At 60.1% G+C, this 17372-nt stretch carries 20 protein-coding genes; 7 read left to right on the forward strand and 13 right to left on the reverse strand.

Annotation, left to right across the window (positions count from 1 at the left end):
* Positions 1 to 11 precede the first annotated feature (11 nt).
* The 3 genes from AC1Z3V_RS01920 (at position 12) to AC1Z3V_RS01930 (ending at position 2346) form a co-directional block, all read left to right on the forward strand.
* Complete coding sequence (locus tag AC1Z3V_RS01920; RefSeq protein WP_483496905.1) at positions 12 to 764, forward strand: SDR family oxidoreductase; 753 nt, start codon at positions 12 to 14, stop codon at positions 762 to 764.
* Positions 765 to 825: 61 nt separating this feature from the next.
* Positions 826 to 1245 carry a cupin domain-containing protein gene (locus AC1Z3V_RS01925; protein WP_483496907.1) on the forward strand — a complete coding sequence of 140 codons (420 nt, stop codon included), beginning with the start codon at positions 826 to 828 and terminating at the stop codon, positions 1243 to 1245.
* Positions 1246 to 1320: 75 nt separating this feature from the next.
* Positions 1321 to 2346 (forward strand): mechanosensitive ion channel family protein, encoded by a 1026-nt coding sequence (locus tag AC1Z3V_RS01930; protein WP_483496908.1) that lies wholly within the window; start codon positions 1321 to 1323, stop codon positions 2344 to 2346.
* A gap of 192 nt (positions 2347 to 2538) precedes the next feature.
* Here the strand turns inward: AC1Z3V_RS01930 and AC1Z3V_RS01935 are convergent, their stop codons facing one another.
* From AC1Z3V_RS01935 to AC1Z3V_RS01980, 10 genes are read right to left on the reverse strand one after another with little or no spacing between them, the layout of a single operon-like run.
* The gene (locus AC1Z3V_RS01935; protein ID WP_483496909.1) at positions 2539 to 3576 is read right to left on the reverse strand and encodes a Gfo/Idh/MocA family protein; all 1038 of its coding nucleotides are present in this window, start codon (positions 3574 to 3576) and stop codon (positions 2539 to 2541) included.
* Positions 3577 to 3583: 7 nt separating this feature from the next.
* The gene (gene aroQ / locus AC1Z3V_RS01940; RefSeq protein WP_429810203.1) at positions 3584 to 4033 is read right to left on the reverse strand and encodes a type II 3-dehydroquinate dehydratase; all 450 of its coding nucleotides are present in this window, start codon (positions 4031 to 4033) and stop codon (positions 3584 to 3586) included.
* 33 nt (positions 4034 to 4066) lie between these two features.
* Positions 4067 to 4435: a 5-carboxymethyl-2-hydroxymuconate Delta-isomerase gene (locus tag AC1Z3V_RS01945; protein WP_483496910.1), complete on the reverse strand. Its 369-nt coding sequence runs from the start codon at positions 4433 to 4435 to the stop codon at positions 4067 to 4069.
* A 14-nt stretch (positions 4436 to 4449) separates the two neighbouring features.
* Complete coding sequence (locus AC1Z3V_RS01950; protein ID WP_483496911.1) at positions 4450 to 5310, reverse strand: shikimate dehydrogenase; 861 nt, start codon at positions 5308 to 5310, stop codon at positions 4450 to 4452.
* 18 nt (positions 5311 to 5328) lie between these two features.
* Positions 5329 to 6102 (reverse strand): amino acid ABC transporter ATP-binding protein, encoded by a 774-nt coding sequence (locus tag AC1Z3V_RS01955; protein ID WP_483499514.1) that lies wholly within the window; start codon positions 6100 to 6102, stop codon positions 5329 to 5331.
* A gap of 7 nt (positions 6103 to 6109) precedes the next feature.
* Positions 6110 to 6934 carry a transporter substrate-binding domain-containing protein gene (locus AC1Z3V_RS01960; protein ID WP_483496913.1) on the reverse strand — a complete coding sequence of 275 codons (825 nt, stop codon included), beginning with the start codon at positions 6932 to 6934 and terminating at the stop codon, positions 6110 to 6112.
* 42 nt (positions 6935 to 6976) lie between these two features.
* Complete coding sequence (locus AC1Z3V_RS01965) at positions 6977 to 7627, reverse strand: amino acid ABC transporter permease (protein ID WP_429810209.1); 651 nt, start codon at positions 7625 to 7627, stop codon at positions 6977 to 6979.
* Between the two features lie 9 nt (positions 7628 to 7636).
* On the reverse strand, positions 7637 to 8305 hold the full coding sequence (locus AC1Z3V_RS01970; protein WP_483496914.1) for an amino acid ABC transporter permease: 669 nt from the start codon (positions 8303 to 8305) through the stop codon (positions 7637 to 7639).
* Between the two features lie 46 nt (positions 8306 to 8351).
* The gene (locus tag AC1Z3V_RS01975) at positions 8352 to 9173 is read right to left on the reverse strand and encodes a sugar phosphate isomerase/epimerase family protein (protein WP_483496915.1); all 822 of its coding nucleotides are present in this window, start codon (positions 9171 to 9173) and stop codon (positions 8352 to 8354) included.
* Positions 9173 to 9910, reverse strand: coding sequence for a GntR family transcriptional regulator (locus AC1Z3V_RS01980; RefSeq protein WP_429810215.1), 738 nt, complete (start codon positions 9908 to 9910; stop codon positions 9173 to 9175). The genes AC1Z3V_RS01975 and AC1Z3V_RS01980 overlap by 1 nt, the downstream gene beginning before the upstream one ends.
* 252 nt (positions 9911 to 10162) lie before the next feature.
* Here AC1Z3V_RS01980 and AC1Z3V_RS01985 point away from each other — a divergent pair, with 252 nt between their 5' ends.
* The 4 genes from AC1Z3V_RS01985 to AC1Z3V_RS02000 are packed head-to-tail and all read left to right on the forward strand — an operon-like array spanning position 10163 to position 13333.
* On the forward strand, positions 10163 to 11056 hold the full coding sequence (locus tag AC1Z3V_RS01985) for an intradiol ring-cleavage dioxygenase (protein ID WP_483496916.1): 894 nt from the start codon (positions 10163 to 10165) through the stop codon (positions 11054 to 11056).
* A gap of 24 nt (positions 11057 to 11080) precedes the next feature.
* Positions 11081 to 11863, forward strand: a complete 783-nt coding sequence (locus AC1Z3V_RS01990; protein ID WP_483496918.1) for a fumarylacetoacetate hydrolase family protein — start codon at positions 11081 to 11083, stop codon at positions 11861 to 11863.
* 8 nt (positions 11864 to 11871) lie between these two features.
* A complete protein-coding gene (gene hpaI, locus AC1Z3V_RS01995) occupies positions 11872 to 12663 on the forward strand; it encodes a 4-hydroxy-2-oxoheptanedioate aldolase (protein WP_483496919.1) in 792 nt (263 codons plus the stop codon).
* Positions 12650 to 13333 carry a transporter substrate-binding domain-containing protein gene (locus tag AC1Z3V_RS02000; protein ID WP_483496920.1) on the forward strand — a complete coding sequence of 228 codons (684 nt, stop codon included), beginning with the start codon at positions 12650 to 12652 and terminating at the stop codon, positions 13331 to 13333. The genes hpaI and AC1Z3V_RS02000 overlap by 14 nt, the downstream gene beginning before the upstream one ends.
* A gap of 633 nt (positions 13334 to 13966) precedes the next feature.
* Here the strand turns inward: AC1Z3V_RS02000 and betA are convergent.
* The 3 genes from betA to AC1Z3V_RS02015 are packed head-to-tail and all read right to left on the reverse strand — an operon-like array spanning position 13967 to position 17305.
* Complete coding sequence (betA, locus tag AC1Z3V_RS02005) at positions 13967 to 15652, reverse strand: choline dehydrogenase (RefSeq protein ID WP_483496921.1); 1686 nt, start codon at positions 15650 to 15652, stop codon at positions 13967 to 13969.
* Between the two features lie 17 nt (positions 15653 to 15669).
* Positions 15670 to 17133, reverse strand: a complete 1464-nt coding sequence (locus tag AC1Z3V_RS02010; RefSeq protein WP_483496922.1) for a purine-cytosine permease family protein — start codon at positions 17131 to 17133, stop codon at positions 15670 to 15672.
* Between the two features lies 1 nt (position 17134).
* Positions 17135 to 17305 carry a hypothetical protein gene (locus AC1Z3V_RS02015; RefSeq protein WP_483496923.1) on the reverse strand — a complete coding sequence of 57 codons (171 nt, stop codon included), beginning with the start codon at positions 17303 to 17305 and terminating at the stop codon, positions 17135 to 17137.
* Between the last annotated feature and the right edge of the window lie 67 nt (positions 17306 to 17372).

The following is a 17372-nucleotide window of genomic DNA, read 5'->3' on the forward strand; positions in this document are numbered from 1 at the left end:
TGGAGAAGCTCATGAAAATCGTCATCATCGGCGGAACCGGCCTGATCGGTTCGAAGACTGCCGACCGCCTTCGCAGGCAAGGCCATGAGGTTGTTGCCGCCGCTCCCAAAACCGGCGTCGACACGATCACGGGTGAAGGTCTCCCCGAGGCGCTCGCCGGAGCCTCCGTCGTCATCGACCTCGCAAACTCGCCGTCCTTCGAGGACAAAGCCGTGCTCGAATTTTTCGAGACGTCAGGCCGCAATCTGGCGGCGGCGGAAAAGGCCGCCGGTGTAAAGCACCACATCGCGCTCTCCATCATAGGCACTGACCGCCTGCCTGAGAGCGGCTACATGCGAGCCAAGGTTGCTCAGGAAAAGATCGTCAGGGGCGCCGGCATTCCCTATACGATCATCCACTCGACGCAGTTCATGGAATTTCTCGGTGGAATCGCCCAGGCGGGCACCGTCGGCGACACGGCTCGCCTGTCGACCGGCTTTTTGCAGCCGATCGCCTCCGATGACGTCGCGGACTTCGTGACGGATGCGGCCCTTGCGGCGCCGGTGAACGGCGTCATTGAGATTTCCGGCCCCGAGCGCGCCCGGCTTTGCGATTTCGTCGCCCGTTACCTGAAGGCGATGGGCGACACCCGCAAGGTCGTCGCCGATCCCGAAGCCCTCTATTTCGGCACCAAGCTCGAGGACGGCTCGCTGGTCTCCGACAACAATCCCCGCATCGGCCGCATTACCTTCGAGCAGTGGTTTGAAACCTCGGCAAGGAAATGACCGAGCACCGGTGCGTCGCGTGAGGCGGCGCACCTTCCTACCTCACGAAAAGAGTTTCGCTATGATCAAGTTAATCCTCACTGCCTTTACCATGACCGCTCTCTTGTCCGCTGCCGCCGCTGCTGGTGATGCCGGTAGCAAGAATGCCAAGGTCAAGCTGGTTTACGAGCACGAATTGCCGAACGCCGCAGGCAAGAGCATGAAAGGCGTTCTTGTCGAATACGGTCCCGGCGGCTTCTCCTCGGCCCACACGCATCCCAATTCGGCCTTCATTTATGCGACGGTGCTGGAAGGCGCGATCCGCAGCCAGGTCAATGACGGTCCCGTCAAGGTCTACAAGGCGGGCGAAAGTTTCTCTGAAATGCCGGGCGATCGTCATGGTGTCAGCGAAAATGCCAGCAAGACCAAGCCTGCCAAGCTACTGGCTGTTTTCGTCGTCGATAGCAGCGAGAAGGAACTGACCTTCCCGATCAAGAAGTAGGCGAAAGGGCCAGTGGCCGTCTGTGGCATTTGGCCCTTTCCCAATCGTTAAAAATCACCGCTGGTGAGCTCGGCAATGTTGGGCGAAGATCATTTCCTGCTGCTCGTCCTGATCAATATTCTGGGACTTGCCGGCATTGTCGTATGGCACGTTCAGGGGCGCAGCCGTCCGACCGGGCGTCTGATCGTGCAAATTCTCTTCTTCGCCACGATGAGCGTTGTGCTCGGGCTGGGCGGAATTTCGCCTTACCGGCTCGACCAGACCGAGCTTCAGGGCGCCGGCCTATTGGTTGCCAAGTCGGCGAGGATCCTCTGGTGGACCCATCTTGCGTGGACGATCATCGGCTTCGTGCACATCTATATCGGTCTCAACCACAGGCCGCGGGAGGCACATCTCCTGCAGGATCTGATCGTCGCCGTCGTTTATCTCGGCGTGGCGCTGTCGATCATCGGCTTCGTCTTCGGCGCGCCAATAGGCCCGCTGGTTGCCACCTCGGGCGTGGTTGCCGTCATCATCGGCCTGGCGCTGCAGAATACGCTTGCCGACGTCTTTTCGGGGATCGCGCTCACGCTCGGGCGGGCTTATGGCATCGGTGACTGGATCCGGCTCAGCGAAGGCACGGAAGGGCGCGTCGTTGAAACCAACTGGCGCTCGACGAATCTCCTGACCGGCGCACACAATGTGGTGGTGGTACCCAACAGCCTCCTGGCGAAGCAAGGGGTGACCAATCTCAGCCGTCCTGACGAGACACACTGGATTGCGTTTGCCGTCCACATTGCCGCCACCCACGCGCCGTCCGTCGTTGAAGAGGTCATGCTGGGTATTCTGCACGACTCCGAGCAAATCGTTAAGGTTCCGCCGCCGGCCATCGCGCTCAAGGCGATCGATGCGACGGCGATCGAGGTCGAGCTGCAGTTCTGCGTGGCAAGCCCGGCGAGCAGAATGCCGGCCAAAAATGAGGTCATTGATCTCGTCTACCGCGGTTGCAAGACGAACGGCCTCTCCCTGGCAATGCCGCCCGAGAACCTGCTCTGGGGACCAGCCGTTGCGGGCGATAAGCCCGCAGCCATCGTCAGGCCCCGCTCATCCAGCACGGTTTAGCCATGGACGTCGAGCTGAGGCGCAGGATTGGCGAGCTTGAGCGGCAATGCTCGGTCAGCTCTCTGCCGGCATCGCGCACGAGATCGAGGGGGCGACGTATTGCTCGTTCCTGCTGAGCGGGCGTGCTCCTCGCATCCCATGCAAGCAGCAGGCAGGGCGAGCAGGCGGTTTGCGTTACACATTGCTCGGGCGTCAGCTTAACTCAATACGTTCTCCCGTTGCCGCCGAGCGTTTTACCGCATCGATCACCCTCAAGGTTTCGAGCCCCTCACGCCCGCTGACAAGCGGCGGCTGGTTTCCGCGGATCACCTTGCAGAATTGCCTGATCTGCAGAACGAGCGGGTCCTCGTCGTAGACCTCGATACGCGTTTGTTCAAATGGTTCCCACCAACTCCGGGTATCAGGATTGCGCCACACCTCGAGCGACGGAACAGCCAGCGACCCGTGCGTTCCTCCGATCATGTAACAGGATTGCTCGGTTTTCGGGTAGGCCGGATTCTCTCCGGTTGTCATCTCCCAGCTCCAGGGTGCGACCACCGCGTCCGAGACTGACGCAGTTCCCAAAACTCCATTCTTGAACTCGATCAGGATAACAGCCGTTTCCTCAACTGCATTGCCGCGCACCGCGTTGGACTCGCGTGCCTGAACCGCGGCCACATCGCCGAGAAGGTAGCGCAGATTATCGACATCGTGGATGAGATTGAGGAAAACCGGCCCGGCGCCGCGCTCACGACGCCACGAGATGTCGAAGTAATCGTCGGGCTTGAACAGCCAGAACATCGCATTGACAACAAGAACGCGGCCGAGCTTCCCGCTTTCGATGACTTCCTTTGCCTTCTGCATCACCGGATTGTGTCGGCGGTGATGGCCGGTCAAAAGAGGAACACCTTTTGCCTTGGCCGCTGCGATGAGCTTTCCCCCGGATACAATGTCGTCGGCGATAGGCTTCTCGATGAGTGCGGGAACGCCGGCTTCAACGGCTTCCAAGCCGTTCTGGACGTGAGCCTGGTTGGGCGTAGCCACGATGACGCCGTCTGGTCGGTCTGCGGCAATCATGTCCGTGAAGCTTGGAAACCACTTCACACCGGCTTCCTTGGCAATGGCCTCGCCAACCGGTGTGGGATCGACCACGGCGCTGAGTTGCGCCGAGGGCTCGGCCAGGACATGCTGAATATGGCGCTTACCGATGAGGCCTGCCCCAATTACGGCCAGCTTAACCCGTTGGGTCATGGTCACCTCAGCCCTTGCTCGCCGCCTTGATCATTGTCGCCACGCGCCGGATGCCAAGCTGGTATCCTTCTGTTCCAAGGCCGCAGATCACGCCGTCCGCGCGGTGCGAAACGAACGAATGGTGTCGGAAGCTTTCGCGCTTGTGCACATTGGAGATGTGGACCTCGATCACAGGCCCTTCAAATGTGTTCAGAGCGTCGAGGATGGCGAGTGAGGTGTGGGTGAAGGCCGCCGGATTGATGACGATGCCCGCACCGTCCTCGCGCGCCTCATGAATCCAATCGATGATCTCGTATTCCCGGTTGCTCTGATGAAAGCGGAGCTCATGGCCGAGTTCGGCTGCCAGTTTGCGGCAGTCCGCTTCTACGTCTGCGAGCGTCTCATGCCCGTAGATGTGCGGCTGGCGTTTGCCAAGCAGGTTGAGGTTTGGTCCATTGAGAACGTAGATCAGGCTCATAGCATTGTGTCCTTCTTGAAGAGGTCGTCCTGGTCAGGCGAACCCGGTTGCTTGAACAGCAAAATCAGGGTCCGACTCGTAGAGATCTGCGCGCAAGCCGAGCCTTCCCGCTTCGAGAGCAGGCGCGGCGATCGCGCGCGCGGCGTCAAGAATGGCAGTGAGAAGCTTCTGCTTGGTCTCTGCAGTACGACCCGGTGCCATCCGCACGACGATTTGGATGAAATGATTATCGACATGCTCATCGCCCACGCACGAGTATGTCGCCTCCCGCGCCAGCGTGCGCACGGCGGAAGGTTTCACAAGGCCGCCATCGCGAACGCAGCGATGCACGGTCATCGTCAGCCGGTCCATGGCCACATGCTCGCCTGCGCCCCGGCTATAATCGATGATGATATGCGGCATTTGGGATCTCTCCATCAAGTCGACAGGCGGCACAAGTCCGTAAAGTGACGGGACATGCGCTCTGCGTCGGGTGCTATCCCGGTGAATAATTCAAAAGCCGCTGCGGCCTGGTAGACGGTCATGCCGCCGCCACGAAGGGTCCGGCAGCCCGTTCTTTCGGCGAGGGCAAGAAGCTCTGTGACGAGCGGCATATAGACGATGTCGGCGACCCAGTGCCGTGGCAGAAGCCATTCCGGGTCGATCGGCAAACCAGGATGGCTTTTCATACCCGTTGGCGTCGCGTGGATAAGTCCGTCGGCGGAACGCAGGGCGCCGCCGACATCCGTCGTGGCACGAGCGCAATCCCTTGAGAACCGATCGTTCAACTGCCCGGCCAGGGTCTCTGCCCGTTTCGAATCCTGGTCAAAGATCGATAATCTCTCAATACCGAGCTTGATTGCGGCATGCGCCACGGCGACACCGGCGCCGCCGGCGCCAAGCAGGACGGCATGCGACTTCGCGACGTCCGGAAGGCCGCGCTGGAAATTTTCGTAGAAACCGTACCAATCAGTGTTGTGGCCGATCCTCTCGCCGTTGCGAAAAACCACGGTGTTAACCGCACCGAGCATCTGCGCATCCTCGGAAAGGCGATTGAGGTGGGCGATCACCGTCTGCTTGCACGGATGTGTAATGTTGCTCCCGGCAAAACCGCGCCGCTCTTCCTCGTCGAGGAGGTCCGGCAGCGCCGAGGCGGGAAGGCCTCGCTCGGCCAGGTCGAGAAGCTCGTAGCGGTAATCGAGGCCCTGATGTCGAGCCTCCGTTTCGTGGAGCGCGGGAGACTTCGACATCTGGATGTCGGCACCGATCAGTCCCACGAGGAATTTCTTGTCGCGCATTGGTATCGCTTTCGAACGTCAGTGGTGGGCCAGGATTTCGCCGAGGAAGGTCTTCGTGCGTTGGTGCTTGGGAGACTTGAAGAAGACCTCCGGTTCGGCCTCTTCGACGATTTCTCCTGAGGCCATGAAGATGACGCGATCAGCGACCTGGCGGGCAAACCCCATTTCGTGCGTGACACAGATCATCGTCATGCCGTCACGGGCGAGCCCGATCATGGTGTCGAGCACTTCCTTCACCATTTCTGGATCGAGGGCAGAGGTCGGTTCGTCGAAGAGCATGACCTTCGGCTCCATGCAGAGCGCGCGAGCGATGGCAACGCGCTGTTGTTGCCCGCCGGATAGCTGCGCAGGATACTTTTCCGCCTGGTCAAGGATCCGAACACGCTCGAGATATTTTCGAGCCAGTCGCTCTGCGTCAGCGCGGCTTGTGCCTCGAACACGCATTGGGGCGAGTGCACAGTTCTGAAGTACGGTCATGTGCGGGAAGAGATTGAAGCTCTGGAAGACCATTCCCACTTCGCGGCGTATCGCATCGACGGATTTGGTGCTTCCATCCAGTACCTGACCCTCGACGACGATCTTGCCGTCCTCGATCGTTTCGAGGGCATTGATGCAGCGGATTAATGTTGATTTCCCGGAGCCTGACGGCCCGCAGAGGACAATTTTTTCGCCTTTGCGGACCGACAGACTGATGGATTTCAAGGCATGGAAAGCGCCGTACCACTTCTGCACGTCCTCAAGGGAAATCAGCGTCGGTCGATCGTTTGCGGAATTGAGCACGGAACCCTCCATTTGGGCTTTAATTGGCGGTGAACGGGATGTTCGGAATGGATTCCGGGAACTGCGGCAGATCGATCGCCATCCACTTCTTCGTGATGGCGGCAAGCTCACCATCGGACTTGATTTTGTCGATGAAGGCGTTGACGGCTTCGTTCCAGTCCTTCTCGCCGAGACGGGTCCCGACGCCGTTGTAGGTCGTCAGAAAGTCGATCTTGCGCTCATAGGTTCCGGCACTCGCCGCATCCAGACGCTGACCATAGAACTGGTTGCCGCCAACCGCCTTTACCTGTCCGGAGATCAGAGCCTGGATGGTTGCGGCGTCGTCATCAAAGCGGCGAACCGTTGCGGTGGATCCGACGGCGTCCGTTACGGCCTTATCCTGCGAACTGGACTTCGGAACGCCGATCTCCCATCCAGCAACGTCTTCAGGCTTCGCAACCGTGTCGGACTTCGCGGCATAAAGCGAAATCGTGTTGGCGGCGTAGGGCTTGCTGTATTGAATGGATTTCGCGCGTTCTTCCGTCATCGCCATCGTTGCGAACAGGATGTCGACCTTGCCGGTCGTCAGCGCCGGAATTCGGTTGGCAACGGCGAGCGGCTGGAATTGAACCTTCACGCCCAATTCCTTGGCAAAAAGGTTGGCGACGTCAGCGTCGAAGCCATCCTGCACGCCGCTTGTGTTGACGAACCCCCATGGCGCATTGTCGCCCTGGATGCCGACCACAAGCGTGCCCTTGGCCTTGATTTCCTCCACACTTGCCGCAGAGGCGGTGGCAGCGCCAACGGTTGCGAAGGCAACGGTGGCCAGTGCAAGTCCGAGAAAATTCCTACGATTGTTATGCATGCTTATTCTCCTCCTCCAGAGTTTTTGCTTCGAGCGAAGCGGTTAGCGGGCAGCTTTCGCCATCCGTTTTTCGAGACCACTTCCGGCATGGGAGAGCGGCCAGCAAATGATGAAGTAGATTGCGCCGACGATCCCGAAGACGAGCAGCGGACGATAGGTCTGGTTTGAAATGATCTGGCCGGCGCGAGTCAGTTCAATGAAGCCGACGATTGCTGCCAGCGACGTGCCCTTGATGAGCTGGACAAGGAAGCCGATCGTGGCCGGCATCGAGATTTTCAGGGCCTGCGGCAGGATGACGTCTTTCATCCGCGAGACATAATGCAGACCGAGGGCGTTGGCGGCTTCCGTCTGGCCCTTCGGCACAGCCTCGATGGAGCCGCGCCAGATCTCGCCCAGGAAAGCACTGGCATGAAGCGTGAAGGCGATTGCGACCGCGATCCACGCGTTGACCTCGATGCCCAACAGCGCAACGCCGTAATAGACAACGAAGAGCTGCATCAGAAGGGGCGTACCCTGGAAGACGCCGATATAGCCTGCGGTGATCGTCCGGGCGACTTTCCTCTTTGAGGTGCGCAGCAGCGCGATCAGGATTCCGAAGATCCCCCCACCGATGAAACCCACGATCGCGAGCAGTACGGTCCACTTCAAACCCTGCATCAAAAAGAAGAATTCATTTACGCCGATGGGACCCATGGCTGCCTCCTATCGCGTCGGGTAGTTGAAGTAGTGACGGGAAATGAGGGCAAAGAGGCCCATCATCAGCGTCGAGATGACCAGGTAGATAGCGGTCACCGTGAAATAGACTTCGAAGCTGCGGAAGGTGTCAGACTCAATGCGCTGCGCGGCCGAGGTCAGTTCGTAGGCAGCGATTGACGTGCAGACAGACGTTGTCAGTGTCAGCATGATGAACTGGCTTGTAAGCGAGGGATAAATCGCCCGCAGCGCCGGCTTGAGCACGATGAGCCGGAAGACGTCCGCCTTATGCAGACCAAGCGCGAAACCTGCTTCGATCTGGCCGCGCGACACGCTTTCGACCCCGCCTCGGATGATTTCGATTGCGTAGGCCCCACCATTGATGCCGAGGGCAAGGATCGCCGTGACGGTCGGATTGAGGCGTATGCCCATGAGCGGAAGGGCAAAATATATGAAGAAGATCTGCACCAGAAATGGCGTATTACGCACGACCTCGACGAAGACGATGACGGGCATGCGCGCGATCTCGCTCTTGGAAGTCCTTGCAACAACGCCCAGGATTCCGATGACGAGTGCGAGGAGCATCCCAGCCAACGCAAGGCCAAGCGTTCCAAGCGCACCCCATAGCAATTCCGGGGCGCGGTCGAGGACCGCACCGAAATCAAACGTATAAGTCATGTAAGACTTCCTCCCTCCGACCGGCCTACGCCGCGTCGGCGCCGGATCATTGGTCCGGTTTCAAAATCCGAAGTGCGCTGTCATGCAGATGTTTTAGATGTGCCTCCGCATCCACCGGCCCGACGAGTGGCACTTCCACCGAGATAGCGGCGCCGTATTCAGTTGCCGCCCAGAGGTCCTTCAATGGCAATTCGCCTTCTCCAGGAGCGAGCCTGCCGCTTCTCGCCTCGGCGATCATTGCCTCCGATGTTTTGGGCGCAGGCCCGCGGACGTCGCAAAGCTGGACGTGCTTCACTTTCCCAGTATTCGCTCGAAGCTCGTCGAGCGAGGCGCCGTTTCGGAAGAAGTGAATCCCGTCAACAAGGACACCAGCGTTCTCGGCTCCACAGGAATTCACGATCGCTACGCTGTCGCGAAAGGTTCTTACCGTCCGCCAGCCCATGTTTTCGATGTCGACTGACATGCCATATCGCGCCGCGAGGGCGCAAAACTCAAAAAAGTTTGTGGCCAGCCGACCACCGTCTCGATCATCACCGCAAACACTCAGCCGGCGCGCCCCTATGTTCGCAGCGGCTGCCACGGTCGCCTCGTGGGAGGCCGCAACGAAGTTCTCGTCGATCACGAAGAACTCGATATCGAACACCTTGATGCCTTCGCTATCGGCAACCGTCTTGAACTCCTGGGCACTGTGGCTACCCACCGGCAACTCATAGAAAGGGGCTCCGGGAAAGGCAGGGTGCAGGCGCAGGCCTATCGACGCAAAACCCGCCCGAGCAGCCATCACGGCGAATTCCTTGGGCGGCAGCGCGATGGATGAAAAATGCGCCACGCCCAGTTCGAGGCTCGGCCCTGGCGTCGCGACGGTCATCACAAGATCCCCTTCGTCGCGAGGTGATTGCGCAGATTGGTTCCCGTGCGGTGGATATGCTGACGCAGCATATCGCACGAATAGTCCAGATCCCGCGCGACCGCGCCCTGAGCAATCTCACTGTGCTCCTGGCTGACGTTGCGGTCACCCGACGTGCGGGTCAGAAACACCCGGCGATAACGATCGTTGAGATTAAGAAGCAATCTGCAGAAATGGAGCAGGATCGGCTTCCCGCAGCCAGATATGAGTGTCAGATGAAATTCGCGGTGGAGCTCTTCCCAGCGCTCCAGTGTCTCTGGCCGAGCCGCGTCACGCTCGGTGCGGTTTAGGCGATGCAGCGCGCGCATGACGTTGCCCTCCCACTCCACGTCGCCGAGCCGCATGGACTCGCGAAGCGCAAAGACTTCAAACTCTTCGCGCAGGGTGGTGACCTCTTCCAGGTTGGCCAAGGAGATTGGCGAAACGCGGTAGCCGCGATTGTCCTCGAACTCCACCAGGCCGTCCGATATCAGCCGCGCCAACCCTTCACGCAGCGGACTGAGGCTCACGTTGAACGTCTTGCGCGCCTTGTCGAGGTTGATCTTGCTGCCGGCCTGAAGCTCGCCGGAGATGATCGCCTCACGAAGACGGGATGCAAGCTGGCTCCCAATTGTGTTTTTGCCGTCGTCGAGAAAGCCAGAAGACGATGAAGCATCTTCTGTCGTCGGAGCAAAAGCGCCGTCGTCATTCGGTACCATTGTTCCTCCCAAGGCCCCTTAACCAATTGTCGATGATCGATACAATAAACGATTATTCATGTCAACTTAAGTGCGCTGAATTCTGTAAAACGTCAAGCCACAGCTTCCTTTCTTCGATTAATATGCAATTAAATCAACGATCTCCGCGCAGATGCCTTGCCTCTCTCGGCTTATCAGCGTCGCAAGAACGTCCGGCTGCCTTGACAGATAATCGATTATTTTGATAGTCCGGGAAATCGGGAGGTAGCCCACATGGTGATCAAAACTGAAAGCGATCTGACGCCAGCCGTCCTCGCTGTGATGAATCGCACTGAAGACCCGCGCCTGCGAGAAATCCTCGTGGCGATGGTCAAGCATCTTCATGCCTTCGTGCGCGAGGTTCGATTGACGGAGGTCGAGTTTCGGGAGGCGACAGCCACGCTGAATGAGATCGGGAAGCTGCACACTGATCACCACAACGAGTTTGTGCTGATGGCCGGTTCTCTTGGCGTGTCTTCACTTGTCTGCCTGCTGAACAATGGCGACAGAGGACAGACTGAGACCTCCCAGTCGCTGTTGGGTCCGTTCTGGCGCCTCAACTCTCCGCGAGTTGAAAATGGCGGATCGATCATCCGATCCGAGACGCCGGGCACTCCCTTGTTCGTGCATGCCAGGGTCGTTGACCGCGACGGTAAGCCAATTGCCGGTGCCGAAGTGGATGTGTGGCATGCATCTCCCATCGGGCTTTATGAAAACCAGGACCCGGACCAGGCCGAAATGAACTTGCGCGGCAAATTCATGACCGACGAGCAAGGTCGGTTCTGGTTCAGGACCGTCAAGATGGTCGGGTATCCGATACCGGTCGACGGCGTGGTCGGACGCCTGCTCAAAGCGCAGGGACGCCATCCTTACCGACCAGCGCACCTGCACGCACTGATCTTCAAGCATGGATACAAGACGCTGATTTCCCAGGTCTTCGACCCCAGCGACCCGAACATCGATTCCGATGTTCAGTTCGGTGTCACGGCAGCGCTGACCGGCGACTTCATTCGTCATGAGGAGCCCCATCCGACCGAAGCGGATATTCCCGGTCCGTGGTTCTCGCTCGACTACACCTATGTCATGGAGCCCGGCGAAGCCGTTTTGCCGCGCCCCCCAATCAAATAAATCACGATCAGCAGAGCAAACGATATGATCACCGAAGAAGAACGCCGCGCCGCGGCAGACGCGCTGCTCAAAGCTGAAATCGAGCGCAAGCCGATCGTACAGCCAAGCAAGACCTACCCGAACCTCGAACTCGAGGACGCCTATCGAATTCAGGCTTTGTGGGCGGAAGCGAGGGTAGCCAAGGGCGCACGGATCGTCGGGCATAAGATTGGCCTTACGTCACGCGCAATGCAGATGGCTTCGATGATGACGGAGCCGGACTACGGCTGCATTCTTGACGATGCGCTTTACAATGACGGAGCGCAGATCAGAGCTGACTTGTTTATCAAGCCGCGCCTCGAGGTCGAGCTGGCCTTTGTTATGGGTGAGGATCTCGCAGGGCCCGGCACCAGAATCTATGACGTCATGCGTGCGACCGAGTTCGTTGTCCCGGCGCTTGAGATTATCGACTACCGGACCGAAGTCCCTCGCGCGATCACCGACACCATTGCGGACAACGCAGCTTTCGGCGCCCTCGTCGTTGGTGGCCGTATCATTCGCCCGATGGACATCGATATCCGTTGGGTCGGAGCGACTCTTTCCAAGAACGGCATCATCGAGGAGTCGGGCGTGTCGGCGGCGATCATGGGACACCCGGCAGCCGGCATCGCGTGGCTGGTCAACAAACTTCATGCTGTGGGCGGAGGCCTGAAAAAGGGACAAATAGTCCTGGCCGGCTCCTTCACGCGTCCTGTCGATATCGCAAAGGGTGATGTCATTCAGGCGGACTATGGCCCTGTTGGCTCCATCGGCGTGTCGTTCGTGTGAGGTGCCAGATGGAACATCCTGTCAATCGGTTCAAGCAGAAGCTTCTTTCTGGTCAAAGTCAGATCGGCCTGTGGTGTGGCTTGCCGGGAAACTACGCCGCGGAAATCGTCGCGCCTTCAGGTTTCGACTGGCTCCTGTTCGATACGGAGCATTCTCCGGGTGACGTTCTGACCGTCCTGCCACAATTGCAGGCGGTCGCACCATACGACGTTTCCCCGGTCGTCCGCCCGGCCATCAACGACCCCGTTCTCATCAAACGGTTCCTGGATATTGGCGTTCAGACGCTGCTCATTCCCTACATTCAGAACGCGGAAGAGGCGAAAGCCGCAGTCGCGGCAGTGCGCTATCCTCCGGAGGGAATTCGTGGCGTTTCTGCCCTGACGCGCGCCACGCGTTTCGGCCGAGTTGCGAACTATGCGCAAAATGCGGAACGGGAAATTTGCCTCTTGCTGCAAGTTGAGACGCGGGAAGCGCTTGGCAACCTCGAGCAGATTGCATCGGTAGAGGGAGTGGACGGCGTATTCGTAGGACCGGCAGACCTGGCAGCGAGTTTCGGACACAGGGGCCAACCGAGCCACCCGGAGGTGGTCGATGCCATTGTCGACGCGATTGAACGCCTGAAAGCGTTGGGCAAGCCTGCGGGCATTCTTACCCCGGATGAGAAGTTCGCGGCACGGTGCATCTCGCTGGGAACGCTATTTACTGCCGTTGGTGTCGATGTCGCTGTTCTGGCAAGGGGATCGGAAGCACTCGCGGCACGATTTGCATCGCAAGGAGCGTCTCGCGATGCGGCAACGTGACGAACTCCTCACTGAAATCGCACCGACGGGAGTGATCAGAGCGGCGGTCAACATGTCGAATGCCGCGCTTGTCCAACTCGATCCAGTGACAGGGTCTCTGACAGGGCCGAGCGCGCAGATCGCGATCGAACTTGCGGCAGAACTCGACTGCGGTTTGTCGCTGGTTCAATATGGATCTGCCGCTGACATTCTTGCGGCTGCCGAAGGCAACGAGTGGGACGTTGCGTTCATTGCTTCCGATCCGTCACGTGCCGACAGGTTCTCCTTCTCGCCCCCCTATGCCACGGTGACCGCCAGCTTTCTTGTGTCAGACAATAGCCCGCTAGGCAGCGCGGAGCAGGTTGACGTCGAAGGGGTGCGCATTGCCGCCGCCAGAACCGCTGCGTATACAAAACAGCTTGAGCGGCAGCTTAGAAATGCAATTGTCCTCCATACCGAAAATCCCGCCGCCGCCCTGGACATGCTTGTATTCTCCCGATGCGACGCGGCTGCGGGCTTGACTGAGTCCCTGTCACGTTTCTGCGAACAGAATCCAGGTTTCCGCGTGGTTGAGGGGACATTCTCGGAAGTGCCTCAGGCGATCGCTGTACGTCGGAGGTGTGTTCACGCTTCAACCTTCCTGTCGGACTTCATCCAACACCATTGCCGTGCGGGTAAGCCGAGCAACTGAAGCAGTGGCGGGACATACGAGGGAGCGAGGTCGAGGGGATGCGACATGTTAATTCCCGAATGGTCAGTTGGAATCCTCTTCCTCTCGAGCGTTCCGACTCGGAAGTTCATGTTTCCTCGAGCTTTCGCGTACGATGTCGAGCAACTCTTTTCCCGAAGAGTTGGCGGTGGCCCGCCCCGGGTCATGCGCGTTGCGCTTCGTGGAGCTGGCGCAGCAAGTCCCTGCCGTAGTCGTTGCCATTCGGCGTCCTGCCGACTGCGTGGATATACCCCGCGCGTCGGCCACGCCCCGCCGCACCGCGAGAATGACCCAGATCGGCGCTCCCCCAGCACCATGACCGCAGGGAAAACTGCGAGCGCGATCGCGCCCGATCGGGTGAGCACATTGTCGCAACCCCGAGGTTGAACGGGCTCATTCCCGGCTATGCCGGCGTTCCTGCGGATCGGATGAGACCTCTTCTTCTTCGGCTGGTCGAGGCGATCGCCCGAAAGGAAGGCCACATCGAAAGATCAGGCGGTTGAGGAACCTCTCGACCGCCAAAGCCCATTCGTTCGGCTCCTCCGGATCGCCCCGAGCTCGCCGAGCCACCACGTAACCGATGCCCCGCAACATGCCGCACCGCCTTCTCTAACGTCATTGTCGGACGGCGCGCAGCGGCTTGCCACTGCGCTGCGTTACGCCGACACCCGGCGCAACACCGACTTCGGCATTGGAGGCCGCGAGCAGCGGCTTTCCGCACACCATGTCGGAGGCCCGCTCGGCCAGCATGATCGTCGGCGCGTTGAGATTGGCGTTCGGCTCGGACGGGAAGACGGAACTGTCGATGACCCGCAACCCTTCGATGCCACGCACCTTAAGCTCGCTATCGACGACCGCCATTCCATCCTCGCCCATCCGGCAGGAGCCGCAGGGGTGATAGGTGCTCTCCATGGTCTCACGCACCCAGGCGTCGATCTCGTCATTCGTGCGAACATTCGCCCCTGGGGCGATCTCCTCGCCCCGGAAACGATCAAAGGCCGGCTGGGCGATGATCTCGCGTGTCAGCCGCAGGCAGCGACGGAACCCCTCGCGGTCCTCCTCGCGGTCGAGATAGTTGAAGAGGATATCCGGCTGCTCATGGGCTTCGGGGGAGCGTAGCCGCACATAGCCCCGGCTCTTAGGCTTGTTCGGCCCGGTCAGCACCATGAAGCCATGGCCGTCGAGCGGCTTCTTGCCGTCGTAGCGCATCGCCGCCGGTAGAAAGTGGAACTGAACATCCGGCCATTGAAGCGAGGCGTCGGAACGAATGAAGCCGCCGCTTTCGAAGTGGTTCGAGACCGAGAGCCCCTTCTTGAACAACAGCCATTCCGCCCCGATCAAGGCGCGGCTCAAGAGGTTCATCTTGCCATTGAGCGTGATCGGCTCCTTGCAGGCATACTGGATATAGACCTCGGAATGATCCTGCAGGTTCTCCCCGACACCCGGCAGATCGTGCAACACGGCGACGCCCGCCTGTTGCAGAACCGACGCGGGGCCAATGCCGGAGCGCTGCAACAGGTGGGGCGATCCGATCGGGCCGGAGGAAATGAGCACTTCGCGGTTCGCCCGCGCAACAACGCGTTCGCCGCCAAGTTCGTATTCGACACCAACGGCGCGCTTGCCTTCGAGCAGCACCCTTCGTGTCATGGCATGCGTAACGACGGTGAGGTTCGGCCGGTCCATCGCCGGCTTCAGATAAGCATTAGCCGTCGACCAGCGCACGCCATTCTTCACGGTCATGTGCATCGGTCCGAAGCCTTCCTGCATATGTCCGTTCGGATCGTCGGTGGCGATGTAGCCCGCCTCGCGGCCGGCATCGACGAAGGCACGGTAGAGCGGGTTTTTCATCTTGTTGCCGGCGTTGGTCGCAAGCGGCCCGGAGGCGCCGCGATAGCTGTCGCCGCCGTCCTGCCAGCTTTCGGCCCGCTGGAAATAGGGCAGGCAATTGGCGTAGCGCCAGCCGCGCGCGCCCAGTTCCTCCCACTCGTCGAAGTCCCGAGCATGGCCACGCATGTAGACGAGCCCGTTGATCGACGACGAGCCGCCGATGACCTTGCCGCGCGGACAATGCACCCGGCGGCCGTCGAGGCCGGGTTCGGGCAGGGTCATGTATTTCCAGTTGTACTTCGTTCCGTTCATCGGAATGGATAGCGCCGTCGGCATCTGGATGAAGATTGACTTGTCGCTGCCGCCGAATTCAAGCACGAGTACCCTGGCCGACGGATCCTCCGACAGGCGGTTGGCGAGCACGCAGCCGGCCGACCCTGCGCCGATGATGATGTAATCGTATGTGTCGCTCATGGCGGTGATCTCCGGTGTTACGGGTATTGGCCCCAGCCGCGGCCGCGGGCGAAGAGCCGGGTCAGCACGTAGTGCACGGCGCCTGCAGCAAGACAGGACGGCACAGAGGCGGTCAGGTATTTGAAGGCCGGCAGGCTCGCGAGCGTCTGCGGGTTGAAGACGGCGACATAGACGAGGAAGCCGACGGCAAGGGCGAAGAGCCCGATCGGGTTGAAGCCAGCGCAGAAGCGGTAGGGTCCGTTTTCCTGTGGGCCGTGCAGGCTGCGTATGTCGAGCTTCTGGCCACGCAGGAAGAAATAATCGGCGATGCCGATGCCGGCGAGTGCGGAATTCAGCGCCGAGGTCCACACCAGGAAGATGAAGAAGCCGTCGTACATCTGCGGGTAGAAGATCACGAGCCCGAACGGGATGAGGCAGAAGAGGAACAGGATCATGCCCCAGGAAATCGCGCGCACCGACGCCGTGCCGACCTGCCTGAGGCCGACAATGGACGTGTAGAGGATGTTCGCCATCGAGGTCATGTTGGCGAAGGCGACAAAGAGCAGCGCCACAATGCCGATCATCGGGCCGGCGATCTTCGTCATCCAGATGGTCGGATCGCTTTCACCGAGCGCAACCGCCGCAAGCAGGCCGACGATCTCGCCAAGTGCTGCCGCACCAAAGATGCCGAGAATGTTTGGCCAGAAGGCGGTGCGCTCGTTCTTCGTCAGTCGCGCCAGATTGCCGATATAGGGCCACCAGGAGAAGCCGGCGGCGAGATTGACCTCGACCGCGACGACGAAGTTCAGCGTCTTGTCCTCGAAGGGCGGCGCGAGCGCGGGAAGCGCCAGAAGCTCGCCGAACGAATGGTGGCTGAGGATGAGGTAGAGCATCACCACCATCAACAGCACCAATGCCGGCGACACGATCATATTGAAGAACTTGATCGAGGTCGGCCCCTTGGCGACGATGAACCAGGTGAGAAGGATGGCGCCGATGGCGGCGACGATCATCTTGGTGCCGGTCGGGTTGGCCGCTTCGTTGGCGCTGAGCGCCATCAGGCCGTCAATCGAGCGGCCGAACATCATGGCAAGGACCGCAAGCCAGCCCATGGTCAGCACCACCACGGCAAGCACATAGACGACACGGCTGCCGTTGTAGCCGAACTGGCTGCGCAGCGCGACGAATTGCTCGACACCATAGCGGCCCGACATGGTTGTCGTGGCGAGCGCGGTCAGAACGACGCCGACGATGTTGCCGATGACAATGGCGGCGATGCCCTCCTTCGGCCCAACGAAAAGACCGACGGAACCACCGATCAGAAAGGCCCAGGTGGCAATCGCCAGCGCGGAGTTGGCGTAGGTGAATTCCCAAAAGCCCCATAGCCTTTCGGATGGCAGCAACGGCGCGTCGCCGCGTTCGGCGGCGGCGCGGTTGCGCGCCGCGTCTGCCTGCTCGGTTTCGACGGAGGCCAGCCGGTCCAGTGCGACGTGATCGGTCATCTCACGCCCCCCAAAGCCAGAAACCGACGACCAGCATCAGCGTCAGCACGGTCATGCCGGTGTAGTCGAGCTTGTTCATCGTGCCCTCGAAGCGGTCCCCAGCCTCGATGTCCTCATAGATGCGGGCGCGCCGCGACAGTTCGCTCTGCCAGGCGATATCGTTGTGTTCCATTGTCGTTCCCCTTTTCGCGTCGCGCCTCGTGGCGTCTTTCCCGCGAAGACAGTCACGGCTCCATCAG

The sequence above is a fragment of the Ensifer sp. 38_S197 genome (genome assembly GCF_056924495.1).